General features: G+C 61.7%; 19 protein-coding genes. 1 reads left to right on the top strand and 18 read right to left on the bottom strand.

The features are described 5' to 3' along the window. Positions 1-49 precede the first annotated feature (49 nt). Positions 50-1,258, top strand: a complete 1,209-nt coding sequence (locus tag OF385_RS06030; protein WP_264277439.1) for an N-acetylglucosamine-6-phosphate deacetylase — start codon at positions 50-52, stop codon at positions 1,256-1,258. A gap of 445 nt (positions 1,259-1,703) precedes the next feature. On the opposite strand, the gene OF385_RS06025 is transcribed toward OF385_RS06030, so the two are convergent. From OF385_RS06025 to thrC, 18 genes are all read right to left on the bottom strand, one after another. Then, positions 1,704-1,862 (bottom strand): hypothetical protein, encoded by a 159-nt coding sequence (locus OF385_RS06025; protein ID WP_264277438.1) that lies wholly within the window; start codon positions 1,860-1,862, stop codon positions 1,704-1,706. 126 nt (positions 1,863-1,988) lie between these two features. Then, complete coding sequence (locus OF385_RS06020) at positions 1,989-2,417, bottom strand: DUF2550 domain-containing protein (RefSeq protein WP_264277437.1); 429 nt, start codon at positions 2,415-2,417, stop codon at positions 1,989-1,991. An 8-nt stretch (positions 2,418-2,425) separates the two neighbouring features. Further along, entirely contained in the window at positions 2,426-2,695 is a 270-nt protein-coding gene (locus OF385_RS06015; RefSeq protein WP_022876332.1) for a F0F1 ATP synthase subunit epsilon, read from the bottom strand. Between the two features lie 2 nt (positions 2,696-2,697). Then, a complete protein-coding gene (gene atpD / locus OF385_RS06010; protein ID WP_264277436.1) occupies positions 2,698-4,146 on the bottom strand; it encodes a F0F1 ATP synthase subunit beta in 1,449 nt (482 codons plus the stop codon). Positions 4,147-4,182: 36 nt separating this feature from the next. Then, complete coding sequence (locus OF385_RS06005) at positions 4,183-5,076, bottom strand: F0F1 ATP synthase subunit gamma (protein WP_022876334.1); 894 nt, start codon at positions 5,074-5,076, stop codon at positions 4,183-4,185. Between the two features lie 75 nt (positions 5,077-5,151). Then, positions 5,152-6,789 (bottom strand): F0F1 ATP synthase subunit alpha, encoded by a 1,638-nt coding sequence (gene atpA / locus OF385_RS06000; RefSeq protein ID WP_060703342.1) that lies wholly within the window; start codon positions 6,787-6,789, stop codon positions 5,152-5,154. A 123-nt stretch (positions 6,790-6,912) separates the two neighbouring features. Next, positions 6,913-7,725 carry a F0F1 ATP synthase subunit delta gene (locus OF385_RS05995; RefSeq protein WP_264277435.1) on the bottom strand — a complete coding sequence of 271 codons (813 nt, stop codon included), beginning with the start codon at positions 7,723-7,725 and terminating at the stop codon, positions 6,913-6,915. Beyond that, a complete protein-coding gene (locus OF385_RS05990; protein WP_022876337.1) occupies positions 7,725-8,279 on the bottom strand; it encodes a F0F1 ATP synthase subunit B in 555 nt (184 codons plus the stop codon). Before OF385_RS05990 ends, OF385_RS05995 begins: the two co-directional genes overlap by 1 nt. An 80-nt stretch (positions 8,280-8,359) precedes the next feature. Beyond that, positions 8,360-8,572, bottom strand: coding sequence for an ATP synthase subunit C (locus OF385_RS05985; protein WP_028268761.1), 213 nt, complete (start codon positions 8,570-8,572; stop codon positions 8,360-8,362). Positions 8,573-8,669: 97 nt separating this feature from the next. Continuing rightward, positions 8,670-9,461, bottom strand: a complete 792-nt coding sequence (gene atpB, locus OF385_RS05980) for a F0F1 ATP synthase subunit A (RefSeq protein ID WP_081638167.1) — start codon at positions 9,459-9,461, stop codon at positions 8,670-8,672. A gap of 286 nt (positions 9,462-9,747) precedes the next feature. Then, positions 9,748-10,104, bottom strand: coding sequence for a hypothetical protein (locus OF385_RS05975; protein ID WP_264277434.1), 357 nt, complete (start codon positions 10,102-10,104; stop codon positions 9,748-9,750). A 244-nt stretch (positions 10,105-10,348) separates the two neighbouring features. Next, on the bottom strand, positions 10,349-11,467 hold the full coding sequence (locus OF385_RS05970) for an MraY family glycosyltransferase (RefSeq protein WP_264277433.1): 1,119 nt from the start codon (positions 11,465-11,467) through the stop codon (positions 10,349-10,351). Then, the gene (locus OF385_RS05965; protein WP_264277432.1) at positions 11,464-12,147 is read right to left on the bottom strand and encodes an L-threonylcarbamoyladenylate synthase; all 684 of its coding nucleotides are present in this window, start codon (positions 12,145-12,147) and stop codon (positions 11,464-11,466) included. Before OF385_RS05965 ends, OF385_RS05970 begins: the two co-directional genes overlap by 4 nt. 12 nt (positions 12,148-12,159) lie before the next feature. Then, positions 12,160-13,050, bottom strand: coding sequence for a peptide chain release factor N(5)-glutamine methyltransferase (prmC, locus tag OF385_RS05960; protein WP_264277431.1), 891 nt, complete (start codon positions 13,048-13,050; stop codon positions 12,160-12,162). An 8-nt stretch (positions 13,051-13,058) separates the two neighbouring features. Further along, positions 13,059-14,132 (bottom strand): peptide chain release factor 1, encoded by a 1,074-nt coding sequence (prfA, locus tag OF385_RS05955; RefSeq protein ID WP_264277430.1) that lies wholly within the window; start codon positions 14,130-14,132, stop codon positions 13,059-13,061. 164 nt (positions 14,133-14,296) lie between these two features. Further along, positions 14,297-16,441, bottom strand: coding sequence for a transcription termination factor Rho (gene rho / locus OF385_RS05950; protein WP_264277429.1), 2,145 nt, complete (start codon positions 16,439-16,441; stop codon positions 14,297-14,299). A 335-nt stretch (positions 16,442-16,776) separates the two neighbouring features. Next, positions 16,777-17,709 (bottom strand): homoserine kinase, encoded by a 933-nt coding sequence (gene thrB / locus OF385_RS05945; protein WP_264277428.1) that lies wholly within the window; start codon positions 17,707-17,709, stop codon positions 16,777-16,779. 119 nt (positions 17,710-17,828) lie between these two features. Beyond that, positions 17,829-18,929, bottom strand: a complete 1,101-nt coding sequence (gene thrC / locus OF385_RS05940) for a threonine synthase (protein ID WP_264277427.1) — start codon at positions 18,927-18,929, stop codon at positions 17,829-17,831. Between the last annotated feature and the right edge of the window lies 1 nt (position 18,930).

The raw sequence follows: 18,930 nt of genomic DNA, 5'->3' as shown, positions 1-18,930 counted from the left end.
TTTTCGCGTGTTCGGTGACGCAGGGCGTTCTGTCTTCTAAGCTGGGAATATGACATCGACGCGTTATGCCCTTTTCGCCACCCTGATTTCCGATGGACTGAAGGTCACCGATGGCGTACTTGCCGTCGATGGTGATCGCATCAGCTTCGCTGGCAACAAGGACGACTTTGCCACCCTCCCCGACGCAGCCGACTATGAGGTTCGTGAACTGGCCGGCGGAGCCACCATCATTCCCGGCCTTGTCGACCTGCACTGCCACGGTGCCCTGGGTGCGGATTTTTCTTCGCCTGATCATGCCGGCATCACCGATGCGCTGGAGTTCCTGCACCGTTCGGGAACCACAACGCTGCTTGCCTCGCTGGTCACCGCCGAGCCGAGCTCGATGGTCGTCGCCGCGGAGCTGCTCGCCGAGTTCGCAGAATCCGGGGGCATCGCGGGCATCCACGCCGAAGGCCCGTTCCTGTCGGAGGCACGCTGCGGCGCCCAGGACTCCCGCTTCCTGCAGAGCCCTGATCCGGACTTCGTCACCGAGCTTGTCTCGGCCAGCCGCGGGCAGTTGCGCACCATGACCTATGCTCCGGAGCTGGAGGGCAGCGAGGAGCTCATCGAGCAGCTGGTCTCCCACGGCGTCATCCCGTCCCTGGGCCATACCAACGCTTCCGCGGAAGTCACCGCAGACTCGTTGCGCTACGCCCGCGAAGAGCTGCGCAGCGCGGGCGTGGATGGGTTTACCGAGCGTCCAACCGTCACACACCTGTTCAACGGCATGCCGCCGTTGCATCATCGCGAGCCCGGACCGGTGGCGGCCTGCCTGGAGGAAGCCGCCAACCGCAATGCGTTCGTGGAATTGATCTCCGATGGGGTGCACCTGTCCCCCGATACCGTTCGCATGGTTTACCGTCTGGTCGGTGCCGACAACGTGCTGCTGGTGAGCGACTCGATGGCCGCGACAGGGCTTGCCGACGGCCAATATGCGCTGGGTCCTCAACAGGTCAATGTGACAGATGCCCAGGCGCGCTTGGCGAGCGACAATTCCCTGGCCGGTGGCACGTCCACGCTCCTGCAGGTTCTGCAGCAGGCCGTGGCCGCGGGGGTTCCGCTGGTACAGGCAGTCAGTTCGTCCACGAGCGTGCCGGCATCGCTCATCGGCTTGGCCGACGAAGTCGGTTCCTTGCATTACGGATTTGCCGCGGATGCCCTGGTGCTTGACGAGGAACTGCAGCTGGTGCAAACCATCCGCAAGGGCGAATTCCTGTAATCCTTCTCTGTCAGTGTGCCACCGCTGTCCAGCGCGGCCAGAAGCTGGCATTCTTCCGTCCTGCCCAATCCCGATCGCCGTAGCCGGTCCAGCCCACGCGCCCTCTCGCCTTCCAGAACATCGCGCAGCAGCTGTTCCAGACTTCGTCCGTTGCCGCCTGTATCCCGGTACGTCCCGTTGCTTCGTTGCCGGCTCTGGCAATCGGCCTGCCAGAGCCTGGGCGCTGGAGCGTTCCGCAGCGTCCTCCGCAGGCCCGTCGTGGCTCGAATCGGCCGGCGCAGAACCTTCGGCGTCTTCGGCTTCACCCGGCTGCCCGAGATGGCTGGAGACCGAGATCGATGAAACCAGAATCCGGCACTCCGGCTACGAGCTGCGGATGGAAGGACAGCTCAATGACGTCGTCCCAGGGCACGTTCCGGACGGCTTCACAGGGACCAAGCTGCGTTCAGCCGGCATATACTGCTGTGGCGCCAGGTACCACATCGCCGGATTGCCCTCTGGCCAGGCAGGCCAGGTCCTTGCCGGCGGCCAGCAATTGCCGGAGTTTTCCCTGCCAGCCCCCGGTGCCGCCGGATACCGAATCTTCTCCGTGTACGCATGTCAACTGCATGATCCTGCGGGTGCCTGGGTGATCGCCGAGGGGCAAATTCGCGACATCGCTGCGCAAAATTGCCCGGAAGCGACGAAGAGCCGCCGTTACGCAGGTAACGGCGGCTCTTCGTATGCAATTCTAGATCTGCCAGCTTCCGGCAATCGGCCCGGCTTCAAGCCAAGCAGAAAAACCGGTGTAGTCACGATAGTCCATGGCCAGCAGCAATTCTTCCCCGTTCCGGGTCAGCATCACCACGATGAAACCTGGCGGAATCCGCGAGGCTTCATCATCTGTGGCACGACGGGTACCGGTGATATCCAGGCCTCTGCGAGAGAGCTGGAAACGCGGCACCGGTGAAACAGAGAAAAACCGCAACAGATCTACATGTCCCGGCCCATAACGGCCAATGACCATCATCCATTTCCCCTGCGGAGTCCGGATGGAGGCATCGAAGGTGCCCAGCGTGCGCCGCAATTGAATGCGACGCACGGCCATGGCACCAAAGAACATGGCGATGCCGATCAGTATCAGCAGCGCAATGAGAACTGGTGCGGTTATCCCAAACAATTCATCGCCTACGCTGCGGTACCAAGCACAGCGTTGTCAGCAACGATCACCACGCGGTCCGACTCGACGGAGAAGAATCCCCCGTCGACCTGAACCGAGAAGCGGGACTCGGAAACCGGTTCGATTTCCAGATCCCCAGCGGCAAGCACCGACAGCATCGGAACGTGACCGGGCAGAACTCCGATCTCGCCGTCTACCGAGCGAGCTTTGACCAGCTTCGCAGCGCCCGACCACACGAAGTGGTCGGCCGCGACGATTTCGACCTGAAGTTCGGCCATGGTTACTTGCTGGCCTTCTGGATCTCAGCCCACTGGCGCTCAACGTCATCAAGACCACCGACGTTGAAGAACGCCTGCTCTGCAATGTGGTCCAGGTCGCCATCGCAAATGGCCTTGAAGCCTTCGATGGTGTCCTTGATGGCAACGGTCGAACCCTCGACACCGGTGAACTGCTTTGCGGTGTAGGTGTTCTGCGACAGGAACTGCTGGATGCGACGTGCGCGGGCAACGACGATCTTGTCCTCTTCGCCCAGTTCGTCGATACCGAGGATCGCGATGATGTCCTGCAGTTCCTTGTTCTTCTGCAGGATCGCCTTCACGCGGATGGCGACATCGTAGTGAGCCTGGCCGATGTACTGCGGATCAAGGATTCGCGAGGTCGAGGTCAGCGGGTCGATTGCTGGGTACAGGCCACGGGAAGCGATCTCACGCGAGAGTTCGGTGGTTGCATCCAAGTGCGCGAATGTTGCTGCTGGAGCCGGGTCGGTGTAGTCATCGGCCGGGACGTAAACAGCCTGCATCGAGGTGATCGAGCGGCCCTTCGTCGAGGTGATGCGTTCCTGCAGCAGACCCATTTCATCGGCCAAGTTCGGCTGGTAACCCACAGCGGAAGGCATGCGGCCCAGAAGGGTCGACACCTCGGAACCGGCCTGGGTGAAGCGGAAGATGTTGTCGATGAACAGCAGCACGTCCTGGTTCTGGACATCGCGGAAGTATTCCGCCATGGTCAGTGCGGACAGTGCCACGCGCAGACGGGTTCCTGGTGGCTCATCCATCTGGCCGAACACCAAGGCGGTGTCCTTCAGAACGTTGGCCTCATCCATTTCGACCCAGAGGTCGTTACCTTCACGGGTGCGCTCGCCCACACCGGCGAATACCGAAGTACCACCGAAGTTGCGTGCCACACGGGTGATCATTTCCTGGATCAGAACGGTCTTGCCAACACCAGCGCCGCCGAACAGGCCGATCTTTCCACCCTTGATGTACGGGGTGAGGAGGTCGATCGACTTGATGCCGGTTTCCAGCATCTCGGTCGAGCCTTCGAGTTCGGAGAACTTCGGTGCCTGGCGGTGGATTGGCCAGCGCTCGGAGACCTGGATCTCCGAGTTGTCAACGTCCAGGGCATCGCCCAACACGTTGAAGATGTGGCCCTTGACGCCGTCGCCTACTGGGACGGAGATCGCAGCGCCGGTGTCCTTCACAGAGGTGCCGCGAACCAGGCCGTCGGTGGCCTGCAGCGATACCGCGCGAACCAGGCCCTCACCGAGGTGCTGGCTGGTTTCGAAGGTAACGGTCTTGGTTTCGCCGTTGAGGGTCAGCTCAGCGGTCAGTGCGTTGTAGATAGCAGGCAGTGCATCGGCTGGGAACTCGACGTCCACGACCGGGCCAGTCACGCGCGCGATGCGACCGATGGCCCCTGCGGTAACCTGCTCGTTGAGTTGGGCAGTCATCTTTCTCACTTCTTGTCTGGTCGGAGTCTTGGGAAATTAGCTGTTCAGCGCGTCCGCGCCGGCGATGATTTCCGAAAGCTCCTGGGTGATTTCAGCCTGACGGGCATTGTTAAGCAATCGTGTGTACTTCTTGATCAGTTCGCCTGCGTTGTCGCCTGCGGCCTTCATTGCCCGCTGGCGTGCAGCAAGCTCGGAGGCTGCGGACTGCAGCTGGCAGTTGAACAGTCGAGACTCGATGTACCGAGGAAGCAGTGCGTCAAGCACTTCTTCCGCCGATGGCTCAAACTCGTACAGTGGCAACAGCTCGTCGGTTGGAGTCTCGGATTCATCCTCGACAACCTCCAACGGCAACAGACGGATGACCGTCGGTTCCTGCGTGACCATCGACTTGAACTGGGTGTAAACGACGTGAATTTCTTCGACGCCACCCTCTTCGAAATCGGTGTTGAAGTCCTCTAGGAGGACGTCGCGCAGCTCGTGTGCGGTTTCGAAACGCGGAGAATCAGTTTCCCCGGTCCACACTCTTGCGTACTCGCGTGAACGGAAATCAAAGTAAGCCTGTGCCTTGCGGCCGACCAGGTAGGTCTTAACTTCTTTGCCTTCTTCACGCAGGAGTTCCACGAGGTGCTCTGCCTGCTTTAGAACGCTGGCGGAGTAGGACCCGGCAAGTCCTCGGTCCGAAGTCATCACCAGGACCGCGGCACGGCGTACCTGCGCCGGCTCGGTGGTCAGTGGGTGTTCAACATCGGCCTGGGACGAGACGGCGGTTACTGCACGGGTAATCGCATTGGCGTATGGCAGTGATGCCGCGACACGCGTACGTGCCTTGCCAATGCGGGATGCAGCGATCAGTTCCATCGCCTTGAAGATCTTGCGCATCGACTTGGTCGATCCGATCTTCTGGCGGTAGACCCGAATCTGGGCTCCCATGTGTGTCCTTTCCTTATTCCTACTGCGGGGGTGCGGCGCCGTTACCGGCGCCGCTCCCCCTCAGCACGGAATGTGTCAGCGCTTCTGCTTGACGATCTGTTCCTGGTCAACGGACTCGGCGTTCAGAGCGTCGTGCTCTTCGTGGCCAGCGGCAACCAGCTGATCGCTGCCTGCACCGAAGAAGCCAGCCTTGAAGTCGGCGATGCCGGACTTCATGGCTTCCAAGGTCTCGTTCTCCAGCTTGCCGGTCTGGCCGATAACGGTCAGCACGTCGGTGCGGTGACGCAGGTAGTCGATGAACTCAGCTTCGAAGCGGCGTACGTCCTCAACTGGAACATCGTCCAGGTAGCCATTGGTGCCGGCCCAGATCGAAACGACCTGATCCTCAACAGCGTATGGGGTGTACTGGCCCTGCTTGAGCAGTTCCATCAGACGTGCGCCACGGGTCAGCTGCTGCTTGGAAGCGGCATCCAGATCCGAAGCGAACATGGCGAATGCCTGCATGTCGCGGTACTGAGCCAGTTCAAGCTTCAAAGTACCGGAGACCTTCTTCATGGCCTTGACCTGTGCCGAACCACCAACGCGGGATACGGAGATACCCACGTCGACAGCTGGACGCTGGTTGGCGTTGAACAGGTCCGACTGCAAGAAGATCTGGCCGTCGGTGATCGAGATAACGTTGGTCGGGATGAACGCGCCCACGTCGTTTGCCTTGGTTTCGATGATTGGAAGACCAGTCATCGAACCCGCACCGAGCTCGTCCGACAGCTTGGCGCAACGCTCAAGCAGACGGGAGTGCAGGTAGAAGACGTCACCTGGGTAGGCTTCGCGTCCTGGCGGACGGCGCAGCAACAGCGACACGGCGCGGTAGGCTTCAGCCTGCTTGGACAGATCATCAAAGACGATCAGAACGTGCTTGCCACCGTACATCCAGTGCTGGCCAATGGCCGAGCCTGCGTATGGTGCCAAGTACTTGAAGCCTGCAGGGTCAGATGCCGGGGAAGCCACGATGGTGGTGTATTCCAGGGCACCCTGCTCTTCGAGGGTCTGGCGTACGGCAGCGATGGTCGATGCCTTCTGGCCGATTGCCACGTAGATGCAGCGGACCTGCTTGGTCTCATCACCGGTTGCCCAGTTGTCGCGCTGGTTCAGGATGGCGTCAACCGCGATAGCGGTCTTACCGGTCTGGCGGTCGCCAATGATCAGCTGACGCTGGCCACGGCCGATCGGGATCATTGCGTCGATGGCCTTCAGGCCGGTCTGCAATGGTTCGTGAACGCTCTTGCGCTGGGTCACGCCTGGTGCCTGGAGTTCCAGGGCACGACGTCCTTCAGCGGCAATTGGGCCCATGTTGTCCAGTGGCTCACCCAGCGGATCAACAACGCGGCCGAGGTAGCCGTCGCCGACTGGAACCGAAAGGATCTCGCCGGTGCGCTCTACCTTCTGGCCGTCTTCGATGCCGGTGAAGTCACCAAGCACAACGACACCGATTTCACGGGTATCGAGGTTCTGGGCCAGGCCCAGGGTGCCATCTTCGAACTTCAGCAACTCGTTGGCCATAACGGAAGGAAGACCTTCCACTCTGGCGATGCCGTCGCTCGCGGCGACGACGCGTCCCACCTCGGTGCGCTCTGCCTTACCCGGTTCGTAGGAAGATGCGAACTCGTTTAGGGCATTGCGGACGTCGTTGGCATTGATGGTCAAATCGGCCATCTGCAGTCCCTGCTCTCCTAAATTGTGATCCACCCTCAAGAATGGTGGATCGATGTGAATGAAGTCTGTGTTGGTCCCGGCGAACCGGAACTTTTGCCAGGAGGCCAGCTCCTGGCAAAAGTCCTAGCTAGCCAGTGCGCGGCGCAAATCGGCCACGCGCGATGCCACGGAAGCGTCGACAACTTCGTCGCCAACCTTTACTACCAGTCCACCGACCAGCGATGGGTCGATAGCGGTGTTGAGCTTGAGCTGACGACCGTATAGCTTGTTCAGGCTGGTCTCCAGGCGCGAACGCTGAGCCTCGGAAAGCTCCACCGTGCTGGTCACCGAAGCGATCCAGCGCTGTTGGCGCTTAGCGACAAGTTCAACGAAACGCTCAACCAGGGTTGCCGGCTTCAAACCACGCGGGTTCGAAACTGCCTGGGAGATCAAAACCTGCGAGGTCTGCGACGCGTTAGGCACGAGCTTGAGCGCGAGAGCGCGCTTAGCTTCAACTGGGGCCTGTGCATCATCCAACGCACGCTGCAGTTCGTGATTGCCACGAACTACCTCGATGAAGGAGAACAGATCCTGCTCCAGCTTGTTCAGCCCTGAAGCGCCGTCCTGCTGTTCAGCCACTGCGGTAACCGCGGTGACGGCCAGCGTTTCGAGCGCATCGCTAATGTCGCGTTCCGAGCTCCAGCGGGTTGAAGCCAGCTGGGCAACGGTGTCCTCGGCATGAGCCGAGACCTTTCCGTGCAGCAGCTGAGCCAAGAGGCTTGCCTTTTCGGCATCTTCACGGGCTGGATCAGTCAATGCTCGGCGAAGACCGGCATTTGCATCCAGTACTTCCAGGACCGCGAACAGTTCCTCTGGCAGCTCAATAGATGCCAGTGCCAACTTGGGTTCCAAGAACTCCAAGGCCTTTGCCAATGACTCGCTCGATACACTTGCCATTAGTTCGATGCACCTGCGTTCTGCTGAGCTTCCAAATCGTTCAGGAACTGATCAACCACGCGCTGTGCACGGGCATCGTCCTTCAGAGCTTCGTCAACAACCTTGCTTGCAAGCTCGGTGGCCAAGGTGCCCACGTCGGTGCGAAGCGAGGACAGAGCAGCTGCGCGCTCTGCCTGGATCTGACGCTGAGCCTGCTCGCTGATGCGAGTAGCCTCGTCGGTTGCTTTGGTCTTCAGATCTTCGAGGATCTGAGCGCCTTCGCTGCGAGCTTCCTCGCGGATGCGGTTTGCTTCGGTGCGTGCTTCCAGAAGCTGGGCCTTGTACTGTGCCAAGGTCTCCTCTGCTTCCTTCTGCGCTGCCTCTGCCTTCTCAAGACCACCTTCGATCGCGGTGACGCGATCTTCATAGGCCTGCTCGAACTTGGGAGCGATGACCTTGATGACGATGAAAAGGAGAACCGCGAAGCCAACGCCCGTGACGAGAATTTCCCACGGGTTCGGCATCAGCGGATTGACCGATTCTTCCGCAGCGAGGATGAAGTCAGTGCTATTCATTCTCACCATTCCTTATCTATTAGTTTCCACTTGTGTGTATGCCTCGCGATAGTGGCGAGGCCACTACAGCCGGGAAGGACTTACTTGATAACGAAGGCGAAAACCAGGCCAAGGATGGCCAGTGCTTCAGCAAGTGCGAAGCCGAGCATTGCGATTGGCTGCAGGATGCGCTGTGCCTCTGGCTGACGTGCAACGCCGTTGATGTACGCAGCGAAGATCAAGCCCACGCCGATTGCCGAACCAATTGCTGCCAGACCGTAACCGATCATGTTCAGGGAGCCGCTCATGCGAATTTTCCTTTCAAGATACCGGCATCTTGCCGGTAGGTTGTGAGGTTTTCCTTGAATGCTTCAAGGAAGAACTTTTGGGATTTAGTAAATAAGAAATGGCCTAGTGGGCGTCAGCTTCAATTGCACCCTGGATGTAGATCGCGGTCAGCAGCGTAAACACGAACGCCTGCAGAACCATGATCAACAATTCGAGGAAGTACATAGCCACGGAACCGGCGATAACCAGAACGCCAACACCATTCAGTGCCAGCGAATCCTGCACGACGATCAAGTGGCGTGCACCTGAAGCAGCCAGCATCACAATGATATGGCCTGCCAGCATCGTTGCCATCAGACGCAGCGAGTGCGTCAGCGGGCGAACAATGAAGTTAGAAATGATTTCCAACGGCACCAGCAGAATCAACATCACTGGGCTGACACCGGCTGGGGTGACAGCTAGCTTGAAGAAGCGGATACCGTGGTTCTTCAGACCTACGGCAATCCAGGTGCCATAGATGATGATGGCCATCGCGTATGCAGAACCAGCGTGTGAGAACGATGGAAGCTGCAAGAACGGAATCGCGCCGAAGAGGTTGTTGAGCAGTACGAAGAAGAAAGTCGCGAACAGCAGCGGAATCCAAGGGCGGAAGTTCTTCTCGCCGATGATGTCGCGGCCGATGCCGTTACGCACGAAGGCGTAACCGGATTCAGCGAGGTACTGCATCTTGCCTGGAACCAGCTTCGGGTTCTTGATGGCCGTGGTGAAGAACCAAGAGATGAGCGCGATCGACAAAACGATCATGAGCATCTGCTTGCCGAAACCGGTGCCGTACTCAGCTGCCCAAGGGAAAATCTCTGGGAGGTGGGTATCGGACACCGATGGCGGAATGAAGCCGCCTTCTTCTGAGGCCATTGGGAGCGCAAACGCGAACAACGCGCTGTCCTCTCTGCAGTAACGGTCACGGGCAAAAGGCGGTGACTGGCGGAAACTGCCTCTCACCGTGTGAAGAAAAGATCAAACGGGGATCCCATCACGGCTGCTGCCGGAGGCATCAACCCTGATGAGGTGCCACCTGCAGGTTTCCCCGCAAGCGCATTTGTATCCAGCCTCACGCAATTGAGCGCTCAGCTAAAAATGACCCGTAGTAAGCCTATCAAACTCACAGCATCCTTCCGACACATTCGCCGGCCGGTACTCCCTAGTCCTCGTTGTAGATTGCCAGCCGGGCCTTCATGAAAGCCCTGACTTCACCAACCTGCCAGGCAACGAGTGAGATTGCTGCTGCAAGAACGAATCCCTGACGATTCACCCATTCGGGCAAACCCAGGTTCAACAACACGAAGGCGATACCAAAAACCTTGATGACATATGCGCCCAAAAACGCAGGCATGGCCCACGTGCGGCGAATTCGTCCCGCAGCTTCGGCGATCAGAATGCCAATGGCAAAGAAGCCAATGACTATTCCGGCCGCCAATGCACCCGACAGTGCGTAACGAAGATCGGCGAACAACCACGAAATCAGGAAAAATGCGGCCGTCGCGATCAGCGAATACACCAGTGACAAAGCCAGAATCGGCAACCAGATGGATTTCGGAGCTGGCGAAGTGCTGACGCGGGCAGAACTGGAAGTCACGTCCGCAACCTTTCTTCGTCAAATCCGAGGGACCATCGTGTACCCACGATGCTGATGAAACTTGAAACTTCCGCTCACCCAAAAGAGCTCCCGGAAGAAGATCCATTCTGAATTCTACACGAGATAGAAAGGCTTTGCTCGTGGATTACTTGACCAATTGGTGAGGCTAGTCGCTGCCCAGGCGCTTGCGCAGCGCGCCAGCACGTCGAACCACCAGCGGCCACCAGGTGCCAATGGCCGCGGCCAGGAAAAGAACCAGGGCCAGCGGGATCACCAGGACCACCGGAATGAAGGCGATGGACACCACCGATACCGCGATCACCGCCGCCCACAAGTAGAGCAAGATCACTGCGCGGCGCACCGAGTGGCCCTGGGCCAGCATCCGGTGATGGATGTGCTTGGAATCCGGCGAAAAGGGTGAGCGCTTGTTGGCCAGCCGGCGGAAGACCGAGAGCACAAGGTCTAGAACTGGTAGGAAGACAATGACCATAGGCAGAAGCATCGGCATGTACGCAGGGATGTTGCGGAAGCGGCGGGCTTCGAGGCCCTGCACGTCGCCGGTGACAGCAATGGCGGAGACCGAGAGGATCAAGCCAATGGCCAGCACCCCGGTCTCCCCCATGAAGATGTTCGCAGGGTTGAAGTTGTGCGGAAGGAATCCCAGGCAGGCGCCGAGCAGCAATGCGCAGAGCAGGGCTCCGAGATTGGCATAGTCGTCGGCGCTCACGTGGGTCGCCAGCACATAGGAGTAGACGAAGAACGTCGCCGCTCCGATGGCCGCCAGGCCGGCTGCCAGACCGTCCAGCCCATCGGAGAAGTTGATCGCATTCATCGTCAGGACAATCAGGAAGATGGTGACTACAACCTGCAGCCATTGTTCATCGATGCGCCAGGAGCCCACGGGCAGCGATTGGATCAAAACCCCGTGGGTGGCCATCAGCCAGCCAATCAGGATCTGCCCCAGGAGCTTGATCCACCAGCGCAGATCGAACATGTCATCGGCCAGGCCCAGGATCACGATGACCAGCAACGCCAAGCACAGGCCTTGGATGGCCTGCCCGCCGAAAACGCCGCGGAAGAAGTGGAAGTTGCTGGCCAGCCAAATGCCCATCGCGAAGGAAGCGATCATGGCGACGCCACCGAATTTCACGATGGGCGCCCGATGCTGATCGCGTTCGCGCAGCATCTGGTTAGCCGTGAAGCGCTCCCCCAGGGAACGAACCATCGGGGTCAGCAGATAAGAAGCTGTGAAGCTGAAGGCGATGAGCAGCAGGTATATTCTCATGCGCCCGTGCCTGGGACATCCTGTCCCAAGTCGAGCACTTCGGGGACCACCACGCGCAGTTCCTCGATGGAGATGGCACCGGAGCGGACGACCTTGAGGTGTTCGCCGGTGCAATCGATAATCGTCGATGGCAATGTGCCGTCCGCGCTCTCGCCGCGCGAACCGCCATCGAGATACACGTCGACGGATTCCCCCAGCTGCTCCATGGCCGAATCAATGTTCAGGGCTGCCGGTTGCCCGGTGCGGTTGGCCGAGGAGACAGCCAACGGCCCGGTTTCGCGCAGCAGTTCCAAGGCGGTGTCGTCATTGGGCACGCGCAGCCCGACCGTGCCCCGCGTCTCCCCCAGGTCCCAGGTCAGTGAAGGCTGCGCCTGCAGGATCAGCGTCAGGCCGCCGGGCCAGAAAGCCTCGGCAAGCTTGCGTGCGGCATCAGGAATGTCGCGAGCCAAGCCATCCATGGTGGCGGTTTGGGCGATGAGAACCGGTGGCGGCATGGAGCGGCCGCGCCCCTTGGCGGCCAGCAGCATGGCCACGCCCTGGGCGCTGAAGGCGTCGGCTCCGATCCCGTAGACCGTATCGGTGGGCAAAACGATGCATCGCCTGTCCGCCAGGGCAGCTTTGGCCGCGGCGATGCCCGCTGCGTGTTCCTGCTCGTTGCTTACCAAAAATCTTGTGCTCACGGGATCATTCTTTCATGCACGGTCGGTCGTCGGTGGTACTGGTTCACGGTGTGGTGCGTAGCCGGAGGTGGCGCGCGCCCGTCCGGTTAAATCTTCATGGCCTGCCACGCGCTCGAATCCGGCCTCGCGCAACATGGCCGCGGCGGGATCCTTTTGCACTTCGGCGTGCTCCATCACATAGTATCCGCCGGGGCGCAGCAGTCTCATCGCCTGGGCGCTGATGGCGCGCGGAATCTGCAAGCCGTCTTCCCCCAAGCCATAGAGCGCCATCTGCGGGTCGTGGTCGCGCACTTCTTGCTCGCGCGGGATCGCATGCGGCGGGATATACGGAGGGTTGGAGACCACCAGGTCCATGGTGCCATCGAGTTCCGCAGGCAAATTCGTGGCGTCCTGGTGCAGAACGGTGACTTGGTGCGGCAGGCAATTGGCGCGGGTGTAGCCGATCGCCTCATCGGAGAGCTCCACCGCCCAGACCGTGGAACCGGGCAGTTCACTGGCCAGCGAGGCCGCGATGGCCCCGGACCCCGAGCACAAATCGATGCACTTCGGGTCGTCGATTCCCTGCTCTGCCACGAAATCCAGTCCCAGCTGCACCACGGTCTCGGTTTCCGGACGCGGGGTGAAGACCCCCGGCCCCACCTTGAGCTCGAGGTAGCGGAAATGCGCCACCCCGGTCAGGTGCTGCAGGGGTATGCGGGTTCGGCGGGCGGCCACCAGCGCGGTGAACTGCTCTCGCTGATCCCCCTGGAACCCATCGCCACGCAGTTCGCGCAGTTTCAGCTCGGAGCGGCTGATGCCCAGCACATGGCAGAGCATCAGGTCGGCGTCAACGCCGGGGCTTGGCACCCCGGCGTCGGCCAACGCCGCCACCGCCGCGAGGCGAACGGCAGTCAGTTTCTCCAAGGCGCTGCTTACTCGCCCAGCGCGGCCAGGCGCTCTTCCTCATCCATCTGGATGCAGGATTCGATGACCGGCTGCAGGTCGCCGTCCATGACGGCATCCAGGTTGTAGGCCTTGTACCCGGTGCGGTGGTCCGCGATGCGGTTCTCCGGGTAGTTGTACGTGCGGATGCGCTCGGAACGGTCCATGGTGCGGATCTGGCTGGCGCGCTGGGCCGAGTTCTCGGCGTCGATCTGCTCCTGCTGGTGGGCCAGCAGGCGCGAGCGCAGCACGCGCATCGCGGCTTCACGGTTCTGGATCTGCGACTTCTCGTTCTGCATGGCCACCACGATGCCGGTAGGCATGTGGGTGATGCGCACGGCGGAGTCGGTGGTGTTCACCGACTGGCCGCCGGGGCCGGAGGAACGGTAGACGTCGATCTTCAGGTCGTTCTGGTGGATCTCGACTTCTTCTGGCTCGTCGACTTCCGGCAGGACCAGCACGCCGGCGGCCGAGGTGTGGATGCGGCCCTGGGACTCGGTCACCGGCACGCGCTGCACGCGGTGCACGCCGCCCTCGAACTTCAGCTGGGCGTAGACGCCTTCGGCCGGGTCGTTGGACTTGCCCTTGATGGCCACCTGGGCATCCTTGTAGCCGCCCAGATCGGACTCGTTGAAGGAGATCATCTCCACCTTCCAGCCCTTGTGCTCTGCGAAGCGGGTGTACATGCGCAGCAGGTCGGCTGCGAACAAGGCCGCCTCGTCGCCGCCTTCGCCGCCCTTGACTTCGAGGATCACGTCGCGCGCGTCGTTTTCATCGCGAGGGATCAGCAGGCGGCGCAGCTTTTCCTGCAGCTCTGGCAGGGCTGCGGTCAGGGTTTCGACTTCTTCGGCGAAGTCCGGATCCTCATCTGCCATTTCCTTGGCGGCTTCCAGATCCTCGGTGGCCGAATGCCAGCGGTTGTAGGCTTCGACGATGCCGTTGAGCTGGGCAGAGCGGCGGCCGAGCTTGCGGGCCAGCGCCTGATCGGCGTACACCGCCGGATCCGAGAGCTGCGCCTGGATCTGCGCATGCTCTTCTAGTAGCGTCTTGACGGATTCGAACATGGTGGTGTGCTTCCTTGTCGGCGGTGTCCGCGCAGTCGGGCCTTCACGGCTCTACGGGGCTGCTGGGATTAAATTCTAGTCGGTTCTCTGGTCACTACGCGCCGATGGCGTCCAGCCAGCTTCCACGAGGGCAAGCTGGCTGGACGCCATGGCGGGTAGGTGTGCTAATCCTTGTTCGGGGTGGTCTTGTTGACCAGCATCAAGAATTCGGCGTTCGATCCGGTTTCGCGGATCTTGCCGGTGAGCACTTCCAGGGCCTGCTGCGGGTCGATGCCCGAGAGCATGCGACGCAGGCGCCACATGATGCGCACCTCTTCCGCGCTCATCAGCGCCTCTTCGCGGCGGGTGCTCGAGGCATTGACGTCCACTGCTGGGAAGATGCGCTTCTCGGCCAGCTGGCGCGAGAGGCGAAGTTCCATGTTGCCGGTGCCCTTGAATTCCTCGAAGATGACCTCGTCCATCTTGGATCCGGTCTCCACCAGCGCGGTGGCCAGAATGGTCAGCGAGCCGCCGTTTTCGATGTTGCGGGCAGCACCGAAGAAACGCTTTGGCGGGTACAGCGCGGCGGAGTCCACTCCACCGGAGAGGATGCGGCCCGATGCCGGAGCCGACAGGTTGTAGGCACGGCCCAGGCGGGTCATCGAGTCCAGCAGGACGACGACGTCCATGCCCATTTCCACCAGGCGCTTGGCGCGCTCGATGGCCAGTTCAGCCACGGTGGTGTGGTCATCAGCCGGACGGTCGAAGGTCGAGGCAATGACTTCGCCCTTGACGGTGCGCTGCATGTCGGTGACTTCTTCGGGGCGCTCATCAACCAGCACCATCATCAGGTGGACTTCTGGGTTGTTGATGGTGATCGCGTTGGCAATGGCCTGGAGGATCAGGGTCTTGCCGGCCTTGGGAGGCGAAACGATCAGGCCGCGCTGGCCCTTGCCGATGGGGGCGACCAGGTCGATCACACGTGGACCGACCAGCTTCGGATCGGTTTCCAGGCGCAGGCGCTCGGTTGGGTACAGCGGAACGAGCTTGTTGAACTCAACGCGTTCGCGGTTGTCTTCTGGCTTCTTGCCGTTGACCGAGGTCAGCTGCACCAGTGCGTTGAACTTCTGGCGTGGGTTGGGGCTCTCGCCCTCGCGTGGCTGGCGGATCGCGCCAACGATGGCGTCGCCCTTGCGCAGGTTGTACTTCTTGACCTGGCCCAGGGTGACGTAGACATCGTTCGGGCCTGGCAGGTAGCCGGAGGTGCGGACGAACGCGTAGTTCTCCAGGACGTCCAGGATACCGGCGATTGGCAGTACGACATCGTCTTCGCTCAGCTGCGGCTCGTCGTCATCACGGCGGTTGCGGCGATTGCGGTTGTTGCGATCGTTGTTGCGCTCCCGGCGGTTGTTGCGATCGTTGCGATCGTTGTTGCGCTCGCGGCGGTTGTTGCGATCGTTGCGGTCATTATTGCGCTCGTTGCGCTCTTCGCCGGCCTCGGTCTCGGTGGATTCGGCGCGGTCATTGTTGCGCTGGTCGCGGTCGTTGTTGCGCTCGCGGCGGTTGCCGCGTTCACGACGCTCTTCGCGGGCTTCGCCGTTGTTCTCGGTCTCGGCGGCTTCAGCACGGTCATTGCGCTCATTGCGTTCCGCGCGGTCGCTGTTGCGCTCGCGGCGGTTTCCGCGCTCGCGGCGGTTTCCGCGTTCGCGGCGCTCTTCGCGGGCTTCTGTGTTGTTCTCGGCTGCCTCGGCCGTTGGCTCAGCGTTCTGGGCTGGCTGCTCGGCGGCGGCTTCGGCTTTCTTGGAGTTGCGGCGCTGGCGTGGAGCCTTCTGCTCTGCCGGTGCTGCTTCGGTTTCAGCTGCGGCTTGTGGCGCATCGTTCTTGGCTTCAGCGGCGGCTGGCGCCTTGCCCGAATCGGTGGCGCGACGCGATGGGCGGCGGGTGCGTGCCGGCTTCTGCTCTGCGGCAGCTGGCTCAGCGGCTGGCTGCGCCTCTGCGGCTGCCTCGGTTTCGACCTTGGCTTCGGCCTTCGGTGCGCGGCGCGAGCGGGCCTTGGTTTCCTTTGGCTGCTCAGCTGGTGCCGATACGGCTTCTGCTTCAGGCTTCTGCTCCTTGGCGGCCTTTGCGTCCTTGGCGGCGACGGAGCCGCCACGCTGGTGATCGCCGATGGCCTTGACCAGGTCAGCCTTGCGCATTCGCGATCCGCCGGTGATGCCCAGCTGCGAAGCCAGCTGCTGGAGCTGGGTCATCTTCAAGGAGGCCAGGCCGGCGCTCTTGGTTTCGGAAGTCTTGGTGTCCACGCCTTCGTTGAGGCTCGTGGTTTCGGTCACGAAAGTTCCTTCTGACTCGTAGGATGGGCCGCTTCAAGGCAGGCCCACTGTGCCGTAAATGGTGTGCAACAGCCGAAGATCCATGGCTGTTCCACGCTCCACCGAGCGCGCCCAGGAATTCGGGACACTAAACTGCGGTGGATATGAGGAAACTGATATCTCGACGGCACGAGGCTGTGCATGAGTGTGGGATATCAAAGGTGCTGCGAACGGCAGGAAGATCCGGAAGGGCTGGACGGATGACATGGGGTTCAAGAACCGAATTCATTCGCATCAACACCGGCCAAAAGGGACTTGAACCGGGGTACGACCCAGCAATCCGGCCTGCCATAGTGTTACAGCTCTTCTACTGTAACACCGTTGGCAGCCAGCATGGGAACTTGAGTACGCCACGACACCGGGGATTTTGCAGAAAAATCTGCAATGATCCGCTGTGCCTGCTGGGCTTGGGCGTCCGAAGCGACCAGCACCATCACCGTTGGCCCGGCCCCGGACACCACTGCCGCCAGCTGTTCGTCGCGCAGTGCGCAGATCAGCGCGGCGCTTTCGGGCATGGCCGCGGCGCGGTAATCCTGGTGCAGGTAGTCCTTGGTGCCGCCTAGCAGCTGGCTTGGGTCATTGCTCAATGCATGGATCAGCAGCGCGGCGCTGGCGCTGTTGGCCGCGGCCACGGAGTGATCCACCTGGGCTGGCAGCGCACCGCGGGCCACCTCTGTGGACAGCCCGTTGGAAGGAATGGCGATCACGGCACCGACCTTCGGGTGAAGCGGCACCTGGACCGAGCTGAAGCTGCCATCGGGGTTGGTGGCCGAAATGCTCAAGCCGCCGTAGACGGCCGGGGCCACATTATCCGGGTGGCCTTCCCAGGCGGCCGCGGCCTGGAAGATCGCCCCGGTGCCACCGCGGGCCTCGGTGGGAAGCAAGGCGTCGGCTGCCGCGTAGGCGGCCACGATCGCCGCGGCCGAGGAGCCCAGGCCACGGGCGTGGGGGATGTTGTTGTGCGCCACCAGCTGCACGCCTACCGGTTCAAAACCGGCATTGGCCCAGTAGCGATGCATCTCCTTGATGATCAGGTGGGACTCATCGCGCGGCAGCTCATCGGCCCCGTCGCCGTAGATCTCCACGCTGCTGCGCCCGGCCGTGCCCACTTCCAGCCGGTCGCGGTATTCCAGGGCCAGGCCCAGCGAATCGAACCCCGGGCCGAGGTTGGCGGAGGTGGCCGGCGGGGACACGATCAATTTCTGGCCCAGGGCGATCTGCTGCGTCATGGTTCCTTCGAGAATTCTGCGATAGGTGATGGAAAGGGAAACGGCCCGCCACGTCCAGCTCCCCGTGATCGGGAAGGGCGCGGCGGGCCGAGGGCGCCGGAATCCTCCGGCGATCGCTTCTAGGCCAGGCCCAGCGCGCCGGCGACCTCGACCACGTCGAAGGCCACCTTCTTCGGTGCCACTTCGGAACCGTCGGCCTGCTTCAGGGCCCAGTCCGGGTCCTTCAGGCCGTGGCCGGTCACGGTGATGACGATCTTCTTGCCGGTAGGCACATTGCCTGCGGCGTGGTGCTTGAGCAGACCGGCCACACCCGCAGCCGAGGCAGGCTCCACGAAAACGCCTTCGCGGGCCGAGAGCCAGCGGTGCGCTTCGAGGATCTGATCGTCGGAGACCGAGTCGATCTGGCCGCCGGACTCGTCGCGCGCGGCTTCGGCCTGCTCCCAGGAGGCAGGGTTGCCGATGCGGATCGCGGTGGCGATGGTGTCTGGTTCGGTGATCGGGTGGCCGGCCACGATGGGAGCGGCCCCTTCAGCCTGGAAGCCCCACATGATCGGGTTCTTGGTGGACACCGGTGCAAGTTCCTTGCCGGCCTCGTTGGTCCACGCCGAAGAGTACTCCTTGTAGCCCTTCCAGTAGGCGGTGATGTTGCCGGCGTTGCCTACTGGCAGCAGGTGGTAGTCCGGCGCGTCGCCCAGGAAGTCGACAACCTCGAAGGCGCCGGTCTTCTGGCCCTGGATGCGGGCGGGGTTCACGGAATTCACCAGGAAGACCGGGTAGTTTTCCGAAAGCTTGCGGGCTACCTCAAGGCAGTTATCGAAGTTGCCGTCGATCTGGATGATGTCCGCGCCGTGGGCGATGGCCTGGGACAGCTTGCCCATGGAGATCTTGCCATCCGGTACCAGCACCGCGCACTTCAAGCCAGCCTGGGTGGCGTAGGCCGCCGCCGAGGCAGAGGTGTTGCCGGTGGAGGCACACACCACGGCCTTGGCACCGGCGGCCACCGCAGCAGTCATCGCCATGGTCATGCCGCGGTCCTTGAAGGAACCGGTCGGGTTCATGCCTTCGACCTTGAGGTAGACCTCGTTGCCGGTGAGTTCCGAGAGCGCCGGTGCGAACACCAGCGGGGTGCCGCCCTCGCCCAGGGTGATGACCCTGGTGTTCTCGTCTACTGGCAGGCGTTCGGCATATTCGCGGATGACTCCGCGCCACTGGTGAGCCACG

It is taken from the genome of Glutamicibacter sp. JL.03c (genome assembly GCF_025854375.1).
In the GTDB taxonomy this organism is placed as follows: Bacteria; Actinomycetota; Actinomycetes; order Actinomycetales; family Micrococcaceae; genus Glutamicibacter.
The sequence above is the reverse complement of the archived record's forward strand: the minus strand, read 5'-3'. Positions and strand labels throughout refer to the sequence as shown.